The sequence below is a fragment of the Microbacterium sp. NPDC076768 genome (assembly GCF_040687205.1).
Classification (GTDB): domain Bacteria; phylum Actinomycetota; class Actinomycetes; order Actinomycetales; family Microbacteriaceae; genus Microbacterium.
In genome coordinates, this window is sequence record NZ_JBFBMU010000003.1 from 385,704 (window position 1) to 407,843 (window position 22,140).

A 22,140-nucleotide genomic window follows, 5' to 3' on the forward strand; every position below is an offset into this window, starting at 1 on the left:
ATGCGCCAAAAGAACGCTCTGTTCTAGGTTTCTGGAAACACCCGGTTCACCCCGAGGTGTAGAGCGACAGCCGAGCCCGGCACCCGCCAGCGAACGACGTTATCTGCGCCGTCCGCGGCCCAGGCCCGCCTTGTCCCCAGGAGAGAAATGTCTATTGAGACGCATCCAGCACCCGAGTCTCGAGTGCCGTTCTCTTTCGAGTTGTATCCGCCACGTTCGGCGTCGAGCGAAGCGGCATTGCACGATACCGTGCGGCATCTTGCCGCGACCGGTCCCGACTTTTTGTCGGTCACGTACGGCGCGGGCGGGTCGTCGGGTGGACGATCGCTGGATGTACTCCGCTTCATCCGCGAGCACACAGGTGTCGAACCGTTGGCGCACCTGACTTGCGTCGGAAACACGTATGCGGGAGCGGCGACGCTCATCCGAGAGTTTCTCGACGCCGGCATCCTCAGCTTCCTCGCTCTTCGGGGCGACCCGCCTGCGGGAGAGAGCGAGGCCTTCCTCGGTGACCTGGAGAGTTCCGCGCAGCTTGTGCAGCTGATCGGTCGCGTCCAGGCCGAACGAGCGCCATACGAGGAGACCCCAGTGCCAGGGCTTCCTGGCGCTGCTCGCGTGACGCCGGGCAAGAAGGTCAACATCGCCGTCGCCGCATTCCCCAAGGGACATCCACGGGCAACTCACCGCACACAAGATGTCGAAGCGCTGCTGGCCAAACAGGCAGCCGGTGCGACCTTCGCCATCACGCAACTGTTCTTCCACCCGGATGACTACCTCGCCTTCGTGGAGCGCGCTCGAATTGCCGGGGTCACGATTCCGATCGTTCCAGGCATCATGCCCATCACATCGCCTGCGCGTCTTACCCGCGTATTGGAACTCACGGGGGAAGACCTTCCGAGTGAACTCGCCATCGCTCTCGACGTCGAACCCACCAGCGAAGGGCGCCGCGAGATCGGTATCGCATGGGCAGCTCGGCTTACCCGCGATGTCGTCGAGGGTGGCGCCCCTGGCGTGCATCTGTATGCGTTCAACCAACACGAAACCGTTCTGCGTGTTCTTGCAGAAGCCGGGGTACTCCCGGCACTGCGCCACTAAACCCCTGTCGTATACACATCTGTCGAAAGGAAAGATCATGACTGCATTCCCTAAAGGCACGATCCTCGGCTATCCGCGGATCGGTCGTCGCCGTGAGCTGAAGAAAGCCGTCGAGTCGTTCTGGGCCGGACGCATCGGAGAAGAGGAACTGGAGCGCACAGCAGCGGAGCTTCGTACGGCGACGCGTCAGCGGCTCGCCGCGCTCGGACTGGGCCAGCACGACTCAGCGATCCCTGAGTCCTTTTCGTTCTATGACCAGGTTCTCGATACGGCGGTCACTGTCGGAGCCATTCCGTCGCGGTTCGACGATCTGCGCGAGAGCGACGGCACGATCGGCTTGTCTGCGTACTTCACTGTCGCCAGAGGGCAGGGCGAGCGGGCCCCGCTGGAGATGACGAAGTGGTTCGACTCGAACTATCACTACCTGGTGCCAGAGATCGGTCCTGAGACGGTTTTCACGCTGGCGCACGATCGGATCGTTCGCCAGGTAGCCGAGGCAAAAGCGCAGGGGTACGTCACCCGTCCGACGCTTGTGGGTCCAGTGACGTTGCTTGCGCTCGCGAAGGCGTCAGAGGCAGCGCCAGACGGCTTCGAGCCGTTGAGTCGCCTGGATGATCTGCTTCCCGTCTACGTCGAACTGCTCGCGAGGTTGAAAGAGGCGGGTGCGGAGTGGATCCAGATCGATGAACCGGCGCTTGTCAGCGAGTCGCTCCCTGCCTCCGTTGCACGGTTGGCAGCATCTGCTGAACGGGCACTGGCGGCGCTCGGCGGTGCACAGCTGCGCCCAGCGATTCTCGTTGCGGCGCCCTACGCCGATCTCGGCGATGTCTTCCCTGTGCTGGCGGCTGCGCCCATTGAGGCCATCGCGATCGATCTGGTGCGAGGCCAGGTTCCTGCCGCGGTGCCAGGCATCGAGAACAAGGTGATTGTGGGCGGAGTCATCGACGGGCACAACATCTGGCGCGGCGACCTCGATGCCGCTCTCACGACATTGGAGTCTCTCCAGGGCATCGGGGCTCGCAGCATCGCGGCCGCGACGTCGACCTCGCTTTTGCATGTGCCGCACGATGTCACCGACGAATCGAAACTGGATGCACGCCTCGTCTCATGGCTGGCTTTCGCCGATCAGAAAGTCGAGCAGGTGGTGACGCTTGCACGCGGCCTCACTGACGGGCGACAGGGGATCACCGCCGCCCTCGAGTCGGCGTCTGCTGCCCTGGCAGACCGACTGTCCGCGCCCGGGGTGCGTGATGGGGCGGTTCGCCGGCGCGAGCTTGCACAAGCAGACTTCTCGCGCGTCGCCTACGCAGAGCGAGAAAGCGCACAGGAAGCGCTCGGACTGCCACCCCTGCCGCTGACGACGATTGGCTCGTTCCCGCAGACGGCAGATATCCGTCGTGCGCGCGCCCAGTTCATCCGGGGCGAGATTCCGGAAGATGACTACGAAGAGTTCCTGCGCCGTGAGGTCGCTGCGGTGGTCTCCCTGCAGGAAGATCTCGGCCTAGACGTCTTGGTGCACGGCGAGCCAGAGCGCAACGACATGGTGCAGTACTTCGCTGAGCACCTCGAAGGCTTCGCAGTGACGGAGAACGGGTGGGTGCAGTCGTACGGATCGCGGGCCACCCGACCCTCGATCCTGTGGGGTGATGTCGCAAGACCAGCGCCCATCACGATCGACTGGACAACGTACGCCCAGTCGCTGACAGCAAAACACCTGAAAGGCATGCTCACCGGTCCTGTGACCATCCTCGCCTGGTCATTCGTCCGTGACGACCAGCCGCTTCGCGACACAGCTAACCAGGTGGCCTTGGCACTGCGCGAAGAGGTGCAAGACCTCGAACGCGCGGGGATCGCCATCATTCAGGTCGACGAACCAGCGCTGCGTGAACTGCTGCCGTTGAAACAGGCAGACCAAGCCGCCTACCTCGAATGGTCAGTCGGCTCGTTCCGGCTGGCGACGGGCGGTGCGTCTGCAGGAACTCAGGTGCACACCCACCTGTGTTACTCGGAGTTCGGCGTGGTGATCGATGCGATCCGCGCTCTTGATGCCGACGTCACCTCAATCGAAGCCGCGCGCAGCCGCATGGAGGTGGTCACCGATGTCGCCCAATCAGGCTTCGATCACGGCATCGGGCCTGGGGTCTACGACATTCACTCACCGCGCGTACCTACGGTCGAAGAGGTTGAGTCGCTGCTGCGTCGTGCTGTCGAAGAGATTCCCCTTCGACAGCTGTGGGTCAATCCCGACTGCGGTCTGAAAACGCGAGGCTACGCCGAGACCACTGCGTCGTTGCGCAACATCGTCGAAGCAACGCACCGTGTGCGAGCGGACGTGAGCGTGGCTGTCTAGGTTCCGACAAATGAACGAAGGCTCTCCCTGTGTCAGGGAGAGCCTTCGTCGCGCTTAAGGGATCAGACGGCGCGCAGCACGGCGACAATCTTGCCGAGCACTACGGCCTCATCACCGAGGATCGGCTCGAACGCCGAGTTCCGGGGCAGAAGCCAGGTGTGCCCGTCCCGACGGCGCAGTACCTTAACTGTCGCCTCGCCATCCAGCATCGCTGCTACGATCTCGCCGTTCTCGGCACTGTTCTGTGACCGCACCACTACCCAATCGCCATCGCAGATTGCGGCGTCGATCATTGACTCACCAGAGACTTTGAGCATGAAGAGGTCGCCCTTGCCCACCAGCTGACGCGGAAGGGGAAAAATCTCCTCGACCTGCTGGTCGGCGGTGATGGGCACGCCGGCCGCGATGCGACCCACCAGAGGCACCAGGGCTGCATCGCCCACAGGGGTCGCGCCATCGTCTGGGTTCTCCGTGCCGCCGCCGCTGCCTGGCAGATCGATCAAGACCTCCATCGCCCTCGTCTTGCCAGGGTCACGCCGCAGGTAGCCGCTGAGCTCGAGCTGGCCAAGCTGATGAGTCACACTCGACAACGACTTCAGACCAACCGCATCGCCGATCTCTCGCATACTCGGCGGGTAGCCCTGATGGGCGATCGAGTGCTGAATGACCTCGAGGATCGCCATCTGCTTGGGGCTCAGATTCTTGCGCCGGCGGGTCCGCGGTGACTCCGACTCGGGGGCAGAGTTCTCGCTCATCGTGCTCCTTAGGTGCGTAATCCGACGTCCCTCTTCGAATGTCGGAGGCCCGTGGTGGGGTGTTCCTATCGAAACCGTATCCGAGAATCGGGCAAATCTGGAAGATCTGTTCGAGCGTGTTGCGCAAAACGAGTACTCGGTTTCGAAGAAAACTTGACAGTTATTCGAATTCGAAGATATCTTCGGAACGTAGCTTCGCATTCACGGCTCCCGGCCGAGACGCGAATGCGAACGCTACGCCAACTTCCCCGCAGGGGTCACCACTGCGGAACAGCGTAAGGAGCACGGCATGAGCAGCATCAGCGTCAGCACCGCAGCGGTCATCCCCGCAACGAATGGCTCGACGACGCGCCTCCGGCTCACCGGTCGCGGTCGTGCGGTGCTTCTTGGGCTTGCTTCTGTTCCCCTGGCGGCTGGCATTGCCTTTGCTGCGATTAGCGGGGGAAGTGCTTCCGCATCTGGTGACGACGTTGCCGCGGTGAACGTCGAGACCGTTACGGTGATGCCGGGCGATACGCTCTGGTCGATCGCGACGACGGTCGCTCCTGGTACCGACCCGCGTGAGGTTATCGGAGACATCACTCGCATGAACGTGCTGCGCAGTGGAGAACTGCAGATCGGCCAGACGCTCGCGATCCCGGCGCAGTACGCAAGCTAATCAGGTTGCAGCTGCGCAGCTTGCAGTGGGTTTGGGCATTGGCTCGGTTGGCGGCTTAGCATGGGAAGGGTGACCCTCTCCCTCAACGATCTGCCGCTACGCGACGACCTTCGTGGTCTTACTCCGTACGGTGCTCCCCAGGCTCCACTACCGATCGCCCTCAACGTCAACGAGAACACGCATCCGGTTCCTGACGAGGTGGCGAGCGACATCCTTGATGAAATCGCCGTAGCGATTCGCGATGTCAACAGGTACCCGGACCGGGAGTTCACTGCCCTTCGTGAAGCTTTTGCGGAGTACCTGGGTCATGGCGTGATGCCAGAGCAAATATGGGCTGGCAACGGTTCAAACGAGGTGCTGCAGCACATCTTGCAGGCTTTTGGTGGCCCAGGCCGCACCGTCTTTGGATTCGGGCCGACCTATTCGATGTATCCGCTGATCGCCCAGGGCACGGGCGCGCGTTGGATTGCGGGGACCAGGCAACCCGACTACACGATCACTCCAGAAGATGCGGCGGAGCAGGTACGCGCAGCAGATCCAGACGTCGTCATTCTTTGCACGCCGAACAACCCCACGGGCACGCCTCTCAGTCTTGAAGTTGTTGAGGCCGTCTACGAGGCCGCGCGGGGAATCGTCATTGTCGATGAGGCATATCAGGAGTTCGCTCCGCACGACTCTGCCTCGGCGCTGACATTGCTTGAAGGGCGTCAGCGGCTCGCGGTCTCGCGCACGATGAGCAAGGCATTCGCCTTCGCCGGCGCCAGAGTGGGCTACCTCGCGGCAGATCCCACGATTATTGACGCGCTCCGACTTGTCCGTTTGCCGTACCACCTGAGCACGCTCACCCAGGCTGCAGCCGTGGCTGCGCTACGCAACTCTGACGTGATGCTCGGGATGGTAGATGAGATTGTCGAGCAGCGCGATCGCATCACCGCAACGCTTGAGGCCCTCGGGTACGCGCCGCACGAGTCCTGGTCCAACTTCGTGCTGTTTGGCGGGGTTACAGATCCGCAATCGACCTGGCAACAGTTGTATGACCGCGGTGTTTTGGTGCGCGACGTCGGAATTCCCGGACACCTCAGGGTGAGTGCCGGTACTGAGGCGGAGACCACCGCGTTTCTCGATGCGCTGGCCTCGATAGGATCGGCGTCATGAGCATTTCCGCATCCACGCCGGCGCCGCGCACCGCACGCCGTGTACGCAGCACTTCGGAGTCGTCCGTTGAGCTCGAACTGAACCTCGACGGATCCGGTGTCAGCCGCATCGATACCTCCGTGCCGTTCTTTGACCACATGCTCACAGCGTTTGCGAAGCACTCGCTGACCGATCTGACAGTGCGTGCTTCCGGAGATACACACATCGATGCGCACCACACAGTGGAAGACGTGTCGATCGTGCTCGGTCAAGCGATTCTGGAGGCCCTTGGCGACAAGTCAGGCATCTCGCGCTACGGTGACGCTCTCGTGCCGCTCGACGAGGCACTTGCCCAGGCGGTTGTCGACATCTCGGGTCGCCCCTATCTTGTGCACACCGGTGAGCCAGTGGGCTTTGAGCACCACCTCATCGGCGGTCACTTCACCGGCTCATTGGTGCGTCATGCCTTCGAAGCGATTACTTTCAACGCGGCGTTGACGGTGCACGTCCGTGTGCTGGGTGGGCGTGATCCTCACCACATCGCGGAGGCGGAGTTCAAAGCGTTCGCGCGTGCGTTCCGTGAGGCTAAGGCGCTCGACCCGCTCGTTGACGGTATTCCGTCTACGAAGGGTGCGCTGTGAGCGCATCCCCGCGCATCGCGGTCTTCGACTACGAATCCGGCAATGTCCACTCCGCCGTCAAAGCGCTCATCGCCGCCGGTGCAGATGCAGTATTGACGCGCGACCGTACGACCGCGCTGGAGGCTGATGGTCTTCTCGTACCGGGGGTAGGAGCCTTCCAAGCTGTTCGTGATGCCCTGGTGGCACATGGCGGAGACGAGATCATCGACCGTCGTCTCGCTGGCGGGCGCCCTGTACTGGGCATTTGCGTTGGCATGCAGGTGTTGTTCGAGCGCGGTGTGGAGCGCGGTCACGACGCCGCAGGTCTGGGCGAATGGCCGGGAGTCGTGACAGAGCTCAACGCTCCTGTGCTGCCCCACATGGGGTGGAACACCGTAGAGCCCGCCGAGAACAGCGTGCTGTTTCGCGGGCTCGAGCAGGAGCGCTTCTACTTCGTGCACTCCTACGCAGCGCAGTCCTGGGAACTTGACGTCATCCCGCCGTTCCCACAGCCAGCGCTGACGTGGACAACGTACGGCGACCCCTTCCTTGCTGCGGTAGAGAACGGTCCGCTGTCTGCCACCCAGTTCCACCCGGAGAAGTCAGGGGAGGCTGGCATTCAGTTGCTGCGCAACTGGATCGAGAGTCTCTGACTGCCGCCGCGCGGCATACCCGTTTTGTCCCTCGCCGTCTGGCGGACTACCCTCGGTTCTCGTGCCCGCTTCGGGCCGTAGAGCTTCCCGATCCAAGGAACCCATGAACGACTTTGCGCAGTCCCCCTCGCTCACGCTCCTCCCCGCGGTCGATGTCGCCGGCGGAAAGGCCGTCCGTCTGACCCAGGGCGAGGCCGGAACAGAGACGAGTTACGGTGATCCGGTAGACGCGGCGGGGGAGTGGGCAGCGCAGGGCGCGCAGTGGATCCACCTCGTCGACCTCGATGCCGCTTTCGGTCGCGGAAGCAACGCGCCGATTCTGCGCAAGGTCATTAAGCAGTTCAAGGGTGTAGCTATCGAGCTGTCTGGTGGCATTCGTGACGATGCCACTCTGGAAGCAGCTCTGGAAAGCGGCGCGACGCGGATCAACCTCGGCACGGCCGCTCTTGAGAACCCAGAGTGGGCTGCCGACGTCATCAGCCGATACGGTGAGGCCATTGCGGTGGGCCTGGATGTACGCGGCACCACGCTCGCCGCTCGTGGCTGGACAAAGGAGGGTGGCGACCTCTGGGAGGTTCTCGCCCGTCTCGAAGACGCGGGTTGCAGTCGTTACGTCGTCACAGACGTCACGAAAGATGGAACTCTTCGTGGCCCGAACCTAGAACTGTTGCGGGAGGTTGCCTCTCGCACACCGAAGCCGGTTGTCGCTTCCGGTGGAATTTCGAACCTCGACGACATCGCTGCCCTGCGTGAGCTTGTTCCGCACGGCGTCGAAGGAGCGATCGTCGGCAAGGCACTCTATGCCGGTGCATTCACGCTGGCTGAGGCGCTGGATGTCGCAGGCGTCTGACAGCGACGCCCGCGGGCCCGAATCGCACAACCACGGCGACTCTGCTGGTGTGCCCTGGGAAGGGCGGAGTTTTACCTCCAACCCGCATGCCTCGGATGATGGCTCAGCCGACCCCGCCCTGCTGGCGGCGCTCCTGCGATTCCGAGCAGGGGAGGGGAGCCAGGTCGAGGTCATCGACGCGTTCCGTTCGGCGCGCGTGCTGATCCCGCTCATCGCGGAAAAGGGTGAGGAGGGCGTCGCGCCCAGCGGGCTCGCTGTCGATAAGACACAGGAGCTCTCGATCGTGACGGTGGCTGCGCCGGATGGTCGTCGTGTGCAACCTGTGTTCTCCTCGGTGCAGGCGATGCAGAAATGGGATGCTTCCGCACGGCCGATTCCGGTCGAAGCCCTCCGTGCCGCGTTGGCGGCGTCTGCGGAAGACACAGATTTGATTGTGCTCGACCCGACCTCCGACACTGAGTTCGTGATCAGGCGGCCCGCAGTCTGGGCAATCGCGCAAGAGCACGCCTGGGAGCCGAGCTTCGTCTCGACCGAGGTCTTTACCGCTCTGCAAGACAGCGTGGCTCACGAGCTCGCGGTCATCGACGTGGCAGTCGCGGCAGGAGATCCGGACGCACGCCTTCGTGGCCCTGAGCTCATCGTGATTCTGGAACTCGTCGACGGCCTAGAGCGCGAGGTCCTCGATGCGGTGCTTGCACGCCTCGCGCAGCGGTGGGCGTCAGACGACCGCATCGCCGTGCTGGCGGATTCGCTGACCGTCAAGCTCCGGCGCAGCGCCTGACCCTCACGCAGGATCAGACGCGCGCCGTCACGCGTATTAGTTGACCGGTCCGGTCCACTTCTCGCCGGGGCCCTTGCCGATGGGGTCGGGGATAGCGGATGCCTCACGGAAGGCGAGCTGCAGTGAGCGCAACCCGTCTCGCAATGACCGTGCGTGCATGTCACTGATCTCCGGCGCGCCGGCGGTTATCAGCCCGGCGAGCGCGTTGATGAGCTTGCGCGCCTCGTCGAGGTCAAGCTGCTCCGCCGCGTCAGGTTCGTCGGCAAGACCCAGCTTCACGGCCGCGGCGCTCATGAGATGTACGGCGGCGGTGGTGATCACCTCAACAGCCGGTACATCGGCGATATCACGGGTGGCCGAAGAGGCGGCCTCCTCTTGACGTGCCCAACGCTCTTCGCGCTCGCGTGCAGCCTCGTCCGATGCCTGGTTCGTCACTTCGCCTTGCTTTCTGTTAGACTTCAGCGGGCTCCGGAGCGTTGTGCTCTGGAACGAAAGAGGATTCATTTCCCACCCGCGCTTGCCGTTCCAGGCTACCGGGTCTTGCACTCCACCGGATTCGTTTATAAAACGGATCCGGTAGCTAGGGTGCATAGCCGGCATCTGAACGCCGGTGGGTGGGACGAGTCTGATTTCGCCCGTGATGCAAAGAGCGTTGCGGTGGCCGAATCACATCGTCTAAGGAGCTCCGCATCAGCGATCCCCGTACCAATGAGCGCATCCGCGTCCCCGAGGTCCGCCTCGTAGGCCCCGCGGGTGAGCAGATCGGTGTTGTCCGCATCGAGGCCGCATTGCGCCTCGCGCAGGACGCCGATCTCGACCTCGTCGAGGTCGCCCCCAACTCGAAGCCGCCCGTCGTCAAGATCATGGATTACGGCAAGTTCAAGTATGAGGCCGCCCAGAAGGACAAGGAAGCTCGCCGCAACCAGGCGAACACGATCCTCAAGGAAGTCCGCTTCCGCTTGAAGATCGAGGCTCACGACTACACGACCAAGCTCAAGCGCGCTGAGGGCTTCCTCAAAGCAGGCGACAAGGTCAAGGCCATGATCCTGTTCCGCGGTCGCGAGCAGTCGCGTCCTGAGCAGGGTGTGCGTTTGCTGCGTAAGTTCGCAGAAGACGTTGCTGAGCTTGGAACGGTGGAGTCAAACCCGACCATCGACGGTCGCAACATGGTCATGGTCGTTGCTCCGCTGAAGAGCAAGTCCGAGGCAAAGCAAGAGCAGAACGCCGTTCGCGATGCGCAGCGCGCCGCGAACAAGCAGGCCGCCCGCGAAGCGAAGAGCGACTCGGACGCCCCGGCTTCGGCTCAGGCGGAGTAACTCCCGCCCCCATAACTCCCGCACCGCGGGTTGACACCGTCGCCTGAGAAGGCGCCATACGAAGGAAGAGAAGATGCCGAAGCAGAAGACCCACTCGGGTGCTAAGAAGCGCTTCAAGATCACCGGCAGCGGAAAGCTGAAGAAGCAGCAGGCCGGTATGCGCCACAACCTCGAGCACAAGTCGAGCCGCCGCACCCGTCGTCTGAACCAGGACCAGGTGCTTTCCAAGGCCGACACCAAGGTCGCGAAGAAGCTTCTCGGTCGCTAAAGCGCCCGAACGCACGAATAGGAACACAGGAAAATGGCAAGAGTCAAGCGGGCAGTAAACGCCCACAAGAAGCGCCGGGTTATCCTCGAGCGCGCCTCCGGTTACCGCGGACAGCGTTCGCGCCTTTACCGGAAGGCTAAAGAGCAGGTCATCCACTCCCTGGTCTACTCGTACCGGGACCGTCGCAAGCGCAAGGGCGACTTCCGTCGTCTCTGGATCCAGCGCATCAACGCTGCGGCACGCCAGAACGGCATGACCTACAACCGCTTCATCCAGGGCCTCGGCCTTGCGGGTGTCACGGTGGACCGTCGTATGCTCGCTGACCTCGCGGTCAACGACGCCGCGACGTTCACGACGCTCGTTGAGACGGCGAAGAAGGCTCTGCCCTCCGACGTCAACGCACCGAAGTCGGCTGCGTAAGCATCTCTTCGCACAGGGCGCTCTCCTTCGGGAGGGCGCCCTGTGGCGTTTCCGGAAGCCCACAGTGGTGCAGTAACCGGTCGTGGCTTCCGTAGACTGTGTTCGTGTTGGAGAACCCCCGCTCGCCCCGAGTTCGAGCCGTCGCGAAGCTGACGAAACGTAGCGCGCGCACCGAGACTGGCCTCTTCCTGCTGGAGGGCCCGCAGTCGGTGCGCGAGGCGCTCACCTATGTCCCTGCCGCGATAGTAGAACTGTTTGCGACGCCGGGCGGCTGGGAAAAGCACCCTGACATCAGAGCGAAGGCCGAAGACGCGGGGATCGACGTGGAGTACGTCAGCGAGCAGGTCCTCAATGCGATGGCCGACACCGTTACTCCCCAGGGGCTCGTCGCGGTGGCGCGGCAGACACCCACATCGGTGCGCGACATCTTTGACGCGTCCCCGCGCCTCGTGGCGATCTGTGAGGAGATTCGGGATCCAGGAAACCTGGGCACGATTATCCGAGCAGCGGATGCTGCGGGTGCAGACGCCGTTGTTTTGACGGGGCGCACCGTCGATCCCTTCAATCCGAAGGTGGTGCGTGCCACGACGGGCTCGCTGTTTCACCTCCCTGTTTCGGTGGGCGCCGACCTCGCTGATGTCGTTGATCGCGCACGCGCCTCCGATCTTCGCGTCCTCGCTGCTGACGTGAAGGGCGATGATCTGTTGAAAGCTCGCGCGGAGGGCGTCCTCGCAGAACCCACCGCCTGGCTGTTCGGAAATGAGGCGCACGGCCTCGATGACGATGCTCTTGCCCTCGCTGATCAGGCGCTGCGGCTCCCCATCTTCGGCCGCGCTGAATCTCTGAATCTGGCGACCGCCGCCAGTGTGTGCTTGTACGAGAGCGCCTTCGCGCAGCGAGCAACACCATCAGGCTGATAGTTCTGGCCTGCGAGGAAATCAGGAAGCTACATCGATGAAGATTCTGATCGTCGAGGACGACGAGCGTGTCGCTGGCGCACTCGAGGCGTATCTCGCGCGCTCGGGGTACGCCACAGTGCGCGCCGCGAACGGGGCGGAGGCGATGGAGCTACTGGGGGCGGATACCGAGGTTGTGCTGCTCGATCTCGGACTTCCCGACATCGATGGGATCGATCTCTGCCGTCGCATTCGTGGGCGCTCCGAGGTGCCAATCGTCATTGTGACCGCGCGAAATCAGGTCGCGGAAAGAATCAAAGGCTTGCGCGCAGGAGCAGACGACTTCGTCGTCAAGCCGTACGACGTACACGAGCTCCTCGCGAGGATTGAGGCCGTCACCAGACGCACGCGCCCTATTCGTGTGCAGTCCGACGCACGCGTCACCCTCAACGACGGGAGTGTGCAGATTGATTTGGCGACGCGGCAGCTCCTGGTCGATGGAGTGCCAATCGATCTCACCCGCAAAGAGTTCGATATCGTCGCGGTCCTCGCCCGTTACCCGGGAGTGGCTGTGCCGAAGGAACGCCTCATTCGCGAAGTCTGGAACACCGACTGGCGCGGTTTCGGACACTCACTCGAAGTGCATGTCGGTGCGATTCGCAAGAAGACCGGAGTTCGAGGAGTGATCGAGACAGTGCGCGGCGTCGGCTATCGTCTCGCGAGGTCGTGAGGTATGCGCAAACGTCTCATCGTCGTGTTCCTCGTACCTCTCATCGCGATTCTCGTCGCGCTCGGCGGTGCGGTGGGGTGGAGCGCTGCACGGAGCGTCCAGCAGGCTTTCTACACTCAGCAGCTCGGTGACCTCGGATACTTCGCGACCAGCGCGCGGCAGGCGCTCCGGTCAGGCAGCGACGCGGTGATCGATGCAGAAGTCAAACGGTTCCGCGAGGTCTATGGCATTGAGGTCATGGTGTTCGGCCTCGGCGGTAGCGTCTGGGCTGCCGGCGAGCATGACTCCACCGCACTCCCGGAAGAAGACGCCGAGCGGGTCAAACTGGCACTCTCTGGCCGTCGCGCCGAGCAATCGACGGTCTTCGTGCCATGGGCGATCGCGGATGCCTCCCTCGCTGAACCGGTCTTCGACGATGGTGATGTCATCGGCGCGGTGCTGGTAGCTGGCGACACTGACGCGCCCAAGGCGGCGATTGTGCAGCAGTTGCTCGTTATCTCCGGTATTGCGGTGTTACTCATCGCTCTCGGCGTGCTCTTGGTTTTCCGATTGGCGAGTTGGGTGCTTTCGCCCGTGAGACGCCTCGACGAGGCGATGGTCGCAATCGAGCGCGGCGAGATGGACGCACGGGTGGCAGAAGATGCTGGCCCGCCTGAGCTGCGCCGAATGGCGCGGGTGTTCAACGGGATGGCCGATCAGATCGAACGAGTGATGACCAGGCAGCAGGAGTTTGCGCTGAACGCGTCTCACGAGCTGCGCAACCCATTGAACGCTTTGCTGCTGCGCGTCGAACACCTGGCCACCGGGCTCGGCCGAGAGTGGCGCGCAGACATCGAGGAGACGCGTGAGGAGGGGCGGCGCATGACGCGCATACTCGAAACGCTGCTCGGGCTAGCCAGGGGAGGTCGCGGGGACTCCGCCACATCCGCCGTCGATCTCGCGACGCTTTCTGCTCGTCGCGTTGATGCTTGGCGCGAAGTTGCCGCTCAGCGCGGCATCATCTTGCTGGAGACAGGGGAGCGATCGGTAATGAGCGTGACTGATCGCACAAGCGTCGAAAGCGCTTTGGATGCGGTGATCGACAACGCCGTCAAATTCTCCCCTGACGGAGCCCAGATCGAGGTCGGTGCTGTGCGCGAGGGGGATGTGTGCCGCATTGTCGTGCGCGATCACGGACCTGGTTTGACCAGTGCGCAGGCCGCCGCGGCTGCTGATCGTTTTTGGCGGAGTGCCGAGAGCGTTGATGCCCCAGGGTCTGGGCTCGGGCTCGCGATCGCCAGCGACCTGCTTTTGGCTGTCGGCGGCGAACTGCTGGTCGCGCCGGCGGACGGGGATGGGCTCACTGTCGAATTGGTGCTCGCCGATAGGTCGAACCCGTGACCCGGCTCCGGCGCGCGGCCGCCGCCGCGGTAGTTCTTCTCCTCCTTGGTGTTTTGGCGGCGTGCGCACCACGATCCAGCGAGTGGACAGACAAGGAGTACGCCATCGCGAGTGGTGGATCGACTGGCGTCTATTACGCGTTCGGTGACCGGCTGGCAGATGAGCTTTCTCAGTCGCTGGACATCACGATGGCAGCACACGAAACAGCGGGGTCTGTCGATAACCTGCTCCGCGTCGATTCGGGCGAGGCGGTCCTGGGATTCGCTCAAGGGGATGCCGCCGCCGACGCGGTATCGGGCGCAGGAGCCTTCGAAGAACCGCTCGCGATCCAGGCGCTCGCTCGCCTTTATGACGAGTATGTCCAGGTCATTGTGCGTGGTGACTCCGAGATCACAGGAATCGAAGACCTCGCTGGCAAGACGATCTCCCTCGGAGCGGCGACCTCGGGAGTCAACGTCATCGCCGCGCGAGTTCTCAATGCGGCGGGGGTCGACATCGCTGACGTGCAGAATCCGCGACTCGACCTCAATGACTCGATGGCGGCGATGGAGCGCGGCGAGATCGACGGCTTCTTCTGGGTGGGCGGGCTTCCGACACCCGGAGTGGCAGAGCTCTCGCAAACGTCATCTGTGCGGCTGCTCCCGATCGAGCAAGAGTGGATCACCGCGGTGAATGCGGACTTCTCTCATGCCTACCGGTCAGCCGATGTGCCAGCAGGCACCTACGGAATTGAGGCTTCGGCATCAACGATGGCGGTCCCCAACTATTTGGTGACCGCGTCGTCGACACCGGACAGTGTGGTGCGCGACATCCTTGCTGGACTGTTCGAGGCGCGCCTGCGTATTGCGGCTGACGTTCCGACTGCTGCGCTGCTCGATCGACGCTCAGCAATCTTCACAGGACCCGTCCCACTGCATCCAGGAGCCACCGACTTCTACCGAGATCTGCGCGGGTAACTTCTCAAGAAATACTCAAGAAGTCTGACGGCGAGGGTGCTGCTCTGTCAGTGTGAAGACGATCGCACATGATCGAAGCCTGTTGCTCAGCCGTCGTTGGGGGGCTGCAACAGGACTTCCCCGCGGCCCGTGGGGGCGGGCCGCGGGGTACTTATGCAAAGCAGCATTCGTACCCCGGTCGGTGGTTACGAACGTGTAAAGCTCGCCGACGCCCCTGGAGACACGTGCCCGACGTGGCTAGTTTGGAGAAATGATGACCTCTGATACCCCGCTCGTCGTGGTCGAGAACGTTCAGAAGCACTATGGCGACTTCCAGGCGCTCACCGACATTGACTTGAACGTCAACTCCGGCGAGGTCGTCGTCGTGATCGGCCCATCCGGTTCTGGCAAGTCGACGCTCTGCCGCACGATCAACCGTCTGGAGACGATCACCAGCGGCACGATTCGTATCGACGGCAAGGAACTGCCGGCCGAGGGCAAGGGACTCGCGCACCTTCGGGCAGATGTCGGGATGGTGTTCCAGTCGTTCAACCTTTTCGCGCACCTCACAATTCTTGAGAATGTCACCCTCGGACCGATCAAGGTTCGCGGCATGAAGAAGGCAGACGCTGAGGCCGAGGCGATGCTGCTCCTCAAGCGCGTCGGCGTGGCCCAGCAAGCATCCAAGCTTCCTGCACAGCTCTCGGGAGGCCAGCAGCAGCGCGTCGCCATTGCACGCGCACTTGCCATGCAGCCCAAGGTGATGCTCTTCGACGAGCCCACGAGTGCCCTTGACCCCGAGATGATCAACGAGGTTCTCGATGTCATGGTCGAGTTGGCGCACGAAGGCATGACCATGATCGTCGTCACACACGAGATGGGCTTCGCCAGGAAGGCAGCCGACCGTGTTGTCTTCATGGCCGACGGAAAAATCGTGGAGGAGGCAACTCCTGAGGAGTTCTTCACGAATCCCCAAAGTGATCGCGCCAAGGACTTCCTCTCGAAGCTCCTCACGCACTGATCACCGCTTCACCCCGCACCACACAGACCCTGCACACACAGCACATCAAGGAGACGCACATGCGACGTACACGCACACTCGCTGGCATCGGAATTGCCGCGACGGCATTGCTGGCCATCACCGCCTGCAGCAGCGGCAGCCCGTCAAACCCCGGCACCGATGGTGACGCGAGCGACGACGGCACCTGGTTCGAGGTAGCATCCGACGTTCAGCTCGACGGCAGCCCGACGTTCGAGGCAATCACCGACCGCGACAAGGTTGTCATCGGTGTCAAGGAAGACCAGCCCGGTCTCGGCTACCTCGACGTAACGACAGGGGAGCGCACTGGCTTCGACGTCGATATCTCTCGCTGGATCGCTGCATCGCTCGGATACGACGAAGACAAGATCGAGTTCAAGCCGATCGCCTCCGCCAACCGCGAGCAGGCCATCCTGAACGGCGACGTTGACTACTACGTCGGCACCTACTCGATCACCGACAAGCGCAAGGATCAGATTTCTTTCGCAGGTCCGTACTTCATCACCGGCCAGGGACTCCTCGTCGCGGCTGACAACGAAGACATCAAGAGCGAAGAAGACCTCACCGCTGACACGACGGTCTGCTCTGCGACCGGTTCCACGCCGATCCAGAACATCCGCGACAACTTCCCGGACGTCCCCACCAAGGAGTTCGACCTGTACTCGGCTTGCGTCGAGGCGCTGCTCTCCGGTGAGGTCCAGGCGGTTACCACCGACCAGGCGATCCTCATCGGCTACGCCGCACAGGACCCGGACAACCTCAAGGTTGTTGGCGAGCCCTTCACCGAAGAGCGCTACGGTGTCGGCCTCGCGAAGGACGACGCAGCGTTCCAGGATCACGTCAACATGATGTTCACCGATGGTGGAGACATCTGGCAGGCCATCTTCGACAAGAACCTCGGTTCTTCAGGTATCGAAGTTAGCCAGCCGACCGTCGACTGATCGACTTGAGGGGCGGCTGTTCTCAGCCGCCCCTCTCTAAATCTTGAAGGGGAGGGCGGCGTGGACGTCATCTTCGGAAACCTCGACCTGTGGGGAACTGCAGTCAGGAGCACCCTGACGCTGTTCTTCGGCGGTGGAGTGCTCGCTCTCGTCTTGGGGATCATCGTCGGGGCGGCGCGAGTCTCCCCGGTGCCCATTGCTCGCGCCGTCGGCACTGTGTACGTGAACCTCATCCGCAACACCCCGCTGACCCTCGTCTTCTTCTTCTTCATCTTCGGATACCCGCAACTCGGGTTACCGAAATTGAGCACCACCGTGCTCGGCATCCTTGCGATCGGCATCTACACCGCGACGTACGTGGCTGAGGTGCTTCGCGCAGGCATCAGTACAGTCCCTGTCGGACAGGCAGAAGCCGCGCGGGCCATTGGGTTGCCGTTCGGTCAGGTCATGACCCTCGTCGTTCTGCCGCAGGCTTTCCGCTCTGTTGTGCCGCCGATGATGAGCGTCTTCATTGCCCTGCTCAAGAACACCACCGTCGCCGCCGGTTTCTCGGTGCTCGAACTCGGCGCCATCCGCTCCTACCTCAGCGAGCGCGGAGAGAATGCTCTCGTCGTGCTGCTCTGGGTCGCGGTGATTTTCGTTGCGCTGGTGATGCTACTCAGCTGGCTCCAGCGCTATCTAGAGAACAAGTGGAGGATCGCGCGATGACTTCCGTCCTATACGACGTTCCGGGTCCCAAAGCGATCCTTCGTAACCGTCTGATCGGCGTCGCCACTGTTGCTGTCGTGCTTGGTGCGCTCGGCTTCATCGGCTACCGCTTCTACGAGTCCGGTCAGTTTGACGCGTCTCGTTGGTACGTCTTCACGTTCAGTGCCGTGTGGCAGCAGATCTTTGAGGCACTGGGGCGCACGCTTGCCGCGTTCGGCCTCGCAGCTGTGTTGAGCATCACGCTGGGATTCATTCTTGCGATTGGACGGATGTCCGACCGTGCGTGGATCCGCGTTCCGGTTACCGCGCTCACCGAGTTCTTCCGTGCTGTTCCTGTGCTCGTCTTCATGATGCTGCTGTACTACGGTCTCCCCGTCGTCGGCATCAAGATGGACGCGTACTGGGCCGTGGTCCTCGCACTCATGGTCTACAACGGATCTGTTCTCGCAGAGGTGCTCCGCGCAGGTGTGGAGTCGCTGCCTCGTGGTCAGAAAGAGGCCGGCTACGCCATCGGTCTGACCAAAAGCGGTGTGATGCAGTTGATCCTGCTTCCGCAGGCGATTCGCGCAATGCTTCCCGTGATCGTTGCCCAGCTTGTCGTGACCATGAAAGACACGGCGCTCGGGTTCATCATCACCTACCCAGAGTTGCTCTACTTTGCAAAGCAGCTGATGTCGCAGCAGGGACGCCCTGTGTTGCAGTCTGCGTTCGTTATCGGTGGCATCTACATCGTGATGTGCCTCATCCTCTCTGGCATCGCCAAGTGGTTGGAGATCTACACGCGCCGCCTGCCTAAGGGCGACAACGGGGCTCTTGCCGCAGGCGTAGACCCACGTCCGCATCAGGACGGCACGAACACGGAACTGATCGCGCTGCAGCGCGGCGCCGGAAGATCCGACCAGGGAAACTTCAGGGTCTGATCGCGGCGACCCCGCCACGGTAGACTCTTTTCTCGTGTCTGAGTCTCCTGAAATCACCCCAGAAGCGGTCGAAGCGGCCGTCGCAGATGCCCTCGCGGCCATTGCGGCAGCAGCCGATACTGCAGAGCTGAAAGCGGCACGCGCCGCACACGTCGCCGATGGATCGCCGCTGGCTATCTTGAATGCGTCGATGCGACAGGTTGCCCCCGAGAACAAGGCTGCTTTTGGCAAGCTGGTGGGGCAGGGACGCGGGCAGGTGACGAAGGCGTTCACCGCGAAAGAGGCGGAGTTGGCCGCAGCGGAAGTTGCTGCGCGGCTCGAATCCGAGCGGGTAGACATCACTGCCTTGCCTTCGCGCACCCGCGTGGGTGCGCGGCATCCCCTCACCCTTCTGCAAGACCAGGTGTGCGACATCTTCGTCGGCATGGGGTGGGAGATCGCAGAAGGTCCGGAGCTTGAACATGAGTGGTTCAACTTCGACGCCCTGAACTTCGACGTTGATCACCCCGCACGGCAAGAGCAGGACACGTTCTACGTTGACCCCACCTCACGGCACCTCGTGATGCGCACGCACACGAGCCCTGTGCAGGTGCGTTCGATGCTTGACCGCGAGCTGCCGATCTATGTGCTCTGCCCAGGGCGGGTCTACCGCACAGACGAGTTTGATGCCACACACCTGCCTGTTTTCACGCAGTTCGAAGGCCTTGTCATCGACAAGGGCATCACGATGGCGCACCTCAAGGGCACACTCGATCATTTCGCGAAGCAGCTATTCGGTGCCGAGGCTGAAACCCGCTTCCGTACCAACTACTTCCCCTTCACCGAACCATCGGCGGAGCTGGACCTCTGGCACCCAACCTTCAAGGGCGGAGCCAGGTGGATCGAGTGGGGTGGCTGCGGAATGGTCAACCCGAATGTGCTCCGCGCGGCCGGGATCGACCCTGAGATCTACAGTGGGTTTGCCTTCGGGATGGGGATCGAGCGAGGACTCATGTTCCGCAGCGATGTGCAAGACATGCGAGACATGGCCGAAGGCGATGTCCGTTTCAGCGAGCAGTACGGGATGGTGGTGTGATGCGCGTCCCGCTTTCGTGGTTGCGTGAATACGTCGAGCTGGCAGCAGATGCCACGCCGGAAGATGTTCTTGCTGCGCTGGTGAACGTCGGCTTCGAAGAAGAAGACATCCACCGCTTCGATATCACCGGCCCTGTCGTGGTTGGCCAGGTCGTTTCGCTCGAGCCAGAGCCGCAGACCAACGGTAAGACAATCAATTGGTGCCAGGTCGACGTCGGTGAGGCGGAGCCGCGTGGGATCGTCTGCGGCGCGCACAACTTCGGCGTCGGCGACAAGGTCGTCGTAACGCTGCCTGGCGCTGTGCTGCCTGGACCGTTCCCGATTGCCGCTCGCAAAACCTACGGACATGTCTCTGACGGCATGATCGCCTCGGCGCGAGAACTCGGCCTCGGTGACGAGCACGACGGCATTCTCGTGCTTTCCGATCTGGGAATCGACGCGCCTGTGGGTACAGACGCGATCGCGCTCCTCGGTCTCGACGATGTCGCGGTAGAAATCAACGTCACTCCCGACCGCGGCTACGCTTTCTCTTTGCGCGGGGTCGCACGCGAGTACTCGCACGCCACAGGTGCCGCTTTCCGCGACCCGGCAGAGCGTGACTTCGCTGAGTTGCAGCCAGGCTCCGGTCACACCGCGGTCGTCAACGACGTTGCCCCTGTGCGCGGAAATGTGGGCGCCAGCGAATTCGTCACTCGCGTTGTGCGCGGTGTTGACCCTTCGCGTCCGACGCCTCCGTGGATGGTTGCACGCCTCAGCCTCGCCGGCATGCGCTCCTTGGGCGTGCTGATCGACATCACCAACTACGTGATGCTCGAGCTCGGGCAGCCGCTGCACGGCTACGACCTCGACAAGCTCACCGGCGGCATCACTGTTCGCCGCGCGACGCCCGGCGAGAAGATGAAGACCCTCGACGGTGTCGAGCGGGCGCTCCACGAAGAAGACCTCCTCATCACAGACGAGTCTGGTCCGATCGGCCTCGCCGGAGTTATGGGCGGCGGCACGACGGAGATGAGCGACAGCACGACGAACGTGCTGATCGAGTCGGCGAACTTCGACCCGACGACCATCGCGCGGTCGGCGCGACGGCACAAGCTCCCCAGCGAAGCATCGAAGCGCTACGAGCGAGGCGTTGATCCGCTGATTGCCTTCGTGGCCGCTCGCCGCGCCGCAGACCTTATGGTCGAGCTCGCCGGCGGAACACTGACCGACGAGGGCGGCGCGCTGTTCGCCGAGGTATTCGTCGGTGAGATCGAGCTCCCCACAGGTTTCGTGCAGGGGCTTATCGGGGTTGACTACACCGATGACGAGATCACCGGAGCGTTGACCACGATCGGTGCCGATGTCGCAGTGTCAGAGCAGGGCAGCGGCTGGACCGCTATTCCGCCCACCTGGCGCCCCGACCTCACCGACAAATGGACACTCGCCGAAGAGGTCGCGCGAATTCACGGCCTCGACCGCATTCCCTCCGTGCTCCCGACTCCGCCGTCTGGGCGCGGTCTGACGGCGCACCAGCATGCGAGGCGCCGAGTCGCGAATGCTCTGGCCGCCGCCGGACTTGTGGAGACGCCGTCGTTCCCGTTCACGACAGAGGCGCAGAACGATCTGCATGGCTCCGCCTCCGGTGAGCACCTGCCAAGCATCCGTCTGGCGAACCCGCTAGACGGGCAGGCACCGTACCTGCGTCGGTCGCTCATTCCTGGTCTGTTGCAGATTGCACATCGCAACATTTCGCGCGGACTCACCGACCTGGCAGTGTTTGAAACGGGCGCTGTTTTCTTGCCTGAACCTGGTGTTCAGTACGGCACCTCAGAGGTGCCGCCGCTCGGTGAGCGTCCGTCAGAGGAGACCCTTGCGGCGCTGAACGCATCGATTCCACCGCAACACCGCTTCATTGCGGCGTTGCTGACAGGCAACGTCGCGCCGCGGCAGCCCGGTCGGCCGGCGGAAGCTATCGGCATGGTCGAGGCGTTGGATGCTGTGCGCGTGATTGCCGTGGCCGCTGGCGTCGATATCGAGGTCACGCAGTCTCAGCGGGTAGCGCTGCACCCCGGTCGCACTGGTGCGTTGCTGGTCAACGGTGAAGAGGTCGGTTACGTCGGTGAATTGCACCCAGAGGTTGCAGACGGTGCTGATCTTCCTGGTCGCGCGACGGTGCTGGAACTCGACCTCGATCGCATTTTGACGCTCGCGGGTGACCGCGTTGTCGCCGCGTCTCTGTCGACGTTCCCCGCGGCCACTCAGGACGTCTCGCTCACCCTTTCGGCAGATGTTCCTGCCTCGGCTGTGAAGGAGGCGCTCACGGAGGGTGCTGGCGCACTGCTTGAGTCGCTGCGTCTGGTGGACGACTACCGTGGTGAGGGCGTACCTGAAGGCTCGAAGAGCCTGACGTTTGCGCTGCGTTTCCGCGCCGATGATCGCACTCTCACCGCGGCAGAGGCCACGGCCGCAAAGCTTGCAGGGGTAGAGATTGCGGCAGAACGTTTCGGAGCCGCCCTCCGCGACTAATCTGCTCTGAGCGGAAGTGCCTCGGTCGCGGAAAAAACCGCCCGCCGAACGGGGCAACGCTTGTGTGTGGCGACCGAGGTGCTCCCGAGGTCTGTAACGGCTTCGCGCAGCG

Annotated in this window: 23 protein-coding genes; 21 read left to right on the forward strand and 2 right to left on the reverse strand. The window is 62.9% G+C overall.

Going from position 1 to position 22,140, the window contains the following annotated elements; genetic code table 11:
- Positions 1-147 precede the first annotated feature (147 nt).
- Both AB0O87_RS14040 and metE read left to right on the forward strand, forming a co-directional pair.
- A complete protein-coding gene (locus AB0O87_RS14040) occupies positions 148-1,095 on the forward strand; it encodes a methylenetetrahydrofolate reductase (RefSeq protein ID WP_363517286.1) in 948 nt (315 codons plus the stop codon).
- Between the two features lie 37 nt (positions 1,096-1,132).
- Positions 1,133-3,445 (forward strand): 5-methyltetrahydropteroyltriglutamate--homocysteine S-methyltransferase, encoded by a 2,313-nt coding sequence (gene metE, locus AB0O87_RS14045; protein WP_363517289.1) that lies wholly within the window; start codon positions 1,133-1,135, stop codon positions 3,443-3,445.
- A gap of 62 nt (positions 3,446-3,507) precedes the next feature.
- Here metE and lexA read toward each other — a convergent pair whose 3' ends face one another.
- On the reverse strand, positions 3,508-4,200 hold the full coding sequence (gene lexA / locus AB0O87_RS14050; protein ID WP_363517292.1) for a transcriptional repressor LexA: 693 nt from the start codon (positions 4,198-4,200) through the stop codon (positions 3,508-3,510).
- 289 nt (positions 4,201-4,489) lie between these two features.
- Between lexA and AB0O87_RS14055 the strand changes: the two genes are divergently transcribed.
- The 6 genes from AB0O87_RS14055 (at position 4,490) to AB0O87_RS14080 (ending at position 8,896) form a co-directional block, all read left to right on the forward strand.
- Positions 4,490-4,858, forward strand: coding sequence for a LysM peptidoglycan-binding domain-containing protein (locus AB0O87_RS14055; RefSeq protein ID WP_363517295.1), 369 nt, complete (start codon positions 4,490-4,492; stop codon positions 4,856-4,858).
- A 69-nt stretch (positions 4,859-4,927) separates the two neighbouring features.
- Positions 4,928-6,013, forward strand: a complete 1,086-nt coding sequence (locus tag AB0O87_RS14060; protein WP_363517298.1) for a histidinol-phosphate transaminase — start codon at positions 4,928-4,930, stop codon at positions 6,011-6,013.
- The gene (hisB, locus tag AB0O87_RS14065; protein WP_363517301.1) at positions 6,010-6,633 is read left to right on the forward strand and encodes an imidazoleglycerol-phosphate dehydratase HisB; all 624 of its coding nucleotides are present in this window, start codon (positions 6,010-6,012) and stop codon (positions 6,631-6,633) included. Before AB0O87_RS14060 ends, hisB begins: the two co-directional genes overlap by 4 nt.
- Positions 6,630-7,265, forward strand: a complete 636-nt coding sequence (gene hisH / locus AB0O87_RS14070; RefSeq protein WP_363517304.1) for an imidazole glycerol phosphate synthase subunit HisH — start codon at positions 6,630-6,632, stop codon at positions 7,263-7,265. The genes hisB and hisH overlap by 4 nt, the downstream gene beginning before the upstream one ends.
- 103 nt (positions 7,266-7,368) lie before the next feature.
- Entirely contained in the window at positions 7,369-8,115 is a 747-nt protein-coding gene (gene priA, locus AB0O87_RS14075; RefSeq protein WP_363517307.1) for a bifunctional 1-(5-phosphoribosyl)-5-((5-phosphoribosylamino)methylideneamino)imidazole-4-carboxamide isomerase/phosphoribosylanthranilate isomerase PriA, read from the forward strand.
- Positions 8,099-8,896: an SseB family protein gene (locus tag AB0O87_RS14080; RefSeq protein WP_363517310.1), complete on the forward strand. Its 798-nt coding sequence runs from the start codon at positions 8,099-8,101 to the stop codon at positions 8,894-8,896. The genes priA and AB0O87_RS14080 overlap by 17 nt, the downstream gene beginning before the upstream one ends.
- 36 nt (positions 8,897-8,932) lie before the next feature.
- Here AB0O87_RS14080 and AB0O87_RS14085 read toward each other — a convergent pair whose 3' ends face one another.
- Complete coding sequence (locus AB0O87_RS14085; RefSeq protein ID WP_363517313.1) at positions 8,933-9,331, reverse strand: DUF1844 domain-containing protein; 399 nt, start codon at positions 9,329-9,331, stop codon at positions 8,933-8,935.
- 230 nt (positions 9,332-9,561) lie between these two features.
- Here AB0O87_RS14085 and infC point away from each other — a divergent pair, with 230 nt between their 5' ends.
- From infC to pheT, 13 genes are all read left to right on the forward strand, one after another.
- A complete protein-coding gene (gene infC / locus AB0O87_RS14090) occupies positions 9,562-10,212 on the forward strand; it encodes a translation initiation factor IF-3 (protein WP_363517428.1) in 651 nt (216 codons plus the stop codon).
- Between the two features lie 73 nt (positions 10,213-10,285).
- Positions 10,286-10,480: a 50S ribosomal protein L35 gene (gene rpmI / locus AB0O87_RS14095; protein ID WP_017828564.1), complete on the forward strand. Its 195-nt coding sequence runs from the start codon at positions 10,286-10,288 to the stop codon at positions 10,478-10,480.
- Positions 10,481-10,513: 33 nt separating this feature from the next.
- Positions 10,514-10,900, forward strand: coding sequence for a 50S ribosomal protein L20 (gene rplT / locus AB0O87_RS14100; RefSeq protein WP_017202428.1), 387 nt, complete (start codon positions 10,514-10,516; stop codon positions 10,898-10,900).
- A 104-nt stretch (positions 10,901-11,004) separates the two neighbouring features.
- Entirely contained in the window at positions 11,005-11,817 is an 813-nt protein-coding gene (locus AB0O87_RS14105) for an RNA methyltransferase (protein ID WP_363517318.1), read from the forward strand.
- Positions 11,818-11,854: 37 nt separating this feature from the next.
- The gene (locus AB0O87_RS14110; protein WP_363517321.1) at positions 11,855-12,526 is read left to right on the forward strand and encodes a response regulator transcription factor; all 672 of its coding nucleotides are present in this window, start codon (positions 11,855-11,857) and stop codon (positions 12,524-12,526) included.
- Between the two features lie 3 nt (positions 12,527-12,529).
- Positions 12,530-13,906: a HAMP domain-containing sensor histidine kinase gene (locus AB0O87_RS14115; RefSeq protein ID WP_363517324.1), complete on the forward strand. Its 1,377-nt coding sequence runs from the start codon at positions 12,530-12,532 to the stop codon at positions 13,904-13,906.
- Positions 13,903-14,862 carry a TAXI family TRAP transporter solute-binding subunit gene (locus tag AB0O87_RS14120; RefSeq protein WP_363517327.1) on the forward strand — a complete coding sequence of 320 codons (960 nt, stop codon included), beginning with the start codon at positions 13,903-13,905 and terminating at the stop codon, positions 14,860-14,862. The genes AB0O87_RS14115 and AB0O87_RS14120 overlap by 4 nt, the downstream gene beginning before the upstream one ends.
- A 253-nt stretch (positions 14,863-15,115) precedes the next feature.
- Complete coding sequence (locus AB0O87_RS14125; RefSeq protein ID WP_363517431.1) at positions 15,116-15,862, forward strand: amino acid ABC transporter ATP-binding protein; 747 nt, start codon at positions 15,116-15,118, stop codon at positions 15,860-15,862.
- Between the two features lie 59 nt (positions 15,863-15,921).
- On the forward strand, positions 15,922-16,821 hold the full coding sequence (locus AB0O87_RS14130) for a glutamate ABC transporter substrate-binding protein (RefSeq protein ID WP_363517329.1): 900 nt from the start codon (positions 15,922-15,924) through the stop codon (positions 16,819-16,821).
- 60 nt (positions 16,822-16,881) lie between these two features.
- A complete protein-coding gene (locus AB0O87_RS14135; RefSeq protein WP_363517332.1) occupies positions 16,882-17,529 on the forward strand; it encodes an amino acid ABC transporter permease in 648 nt (215 codons plus the stop codon).
- Complete coding sequence (locus AB0O87_RS14140) at positions 17,526-18,449, forward strand: amino acid ABC transporter permease (protein WP_363517335.1); 924 nt, start codon at positions 17,526-17,528, stop codon at positions 18,447-18,449. Before AB0O87_RS14135 ends, AB0O87_RS14140 begins: the two co-directional genes overlap by 4 nt.
- A 34-nt stretch (positions 18,450-18,483) precedes the next feature.
- Positions 18,484-19,524: a phenylalanine--tRNA ligase subunit alpha gene (gene pheS, locus AB0O87_RS14145; protein WP_363517338.1), complete on the forward strand. Its 1,041-nt coding sequence runs from the start codon at positions 18,484-18,486 to the stop codon at positions 19,522-19,524.
- Positions 19,524-22,028 (forward strand): phenylalanine--tRNA ligase subunit beta, encoded by a 2,505-nt coding sequence (gene pheT / locus AB0O87_RS14150; protein WP_363517341.1) that lies wholly within the window; start codon positions 19,524-19,526, stop codon positions 22,026-22,028. The genes pheS and pheT overlap by 1 nt, the downstream gene beginning before the upstream one ends.
- Positions 22,029-22,140 lie beyond the last annotated feature (112 nt).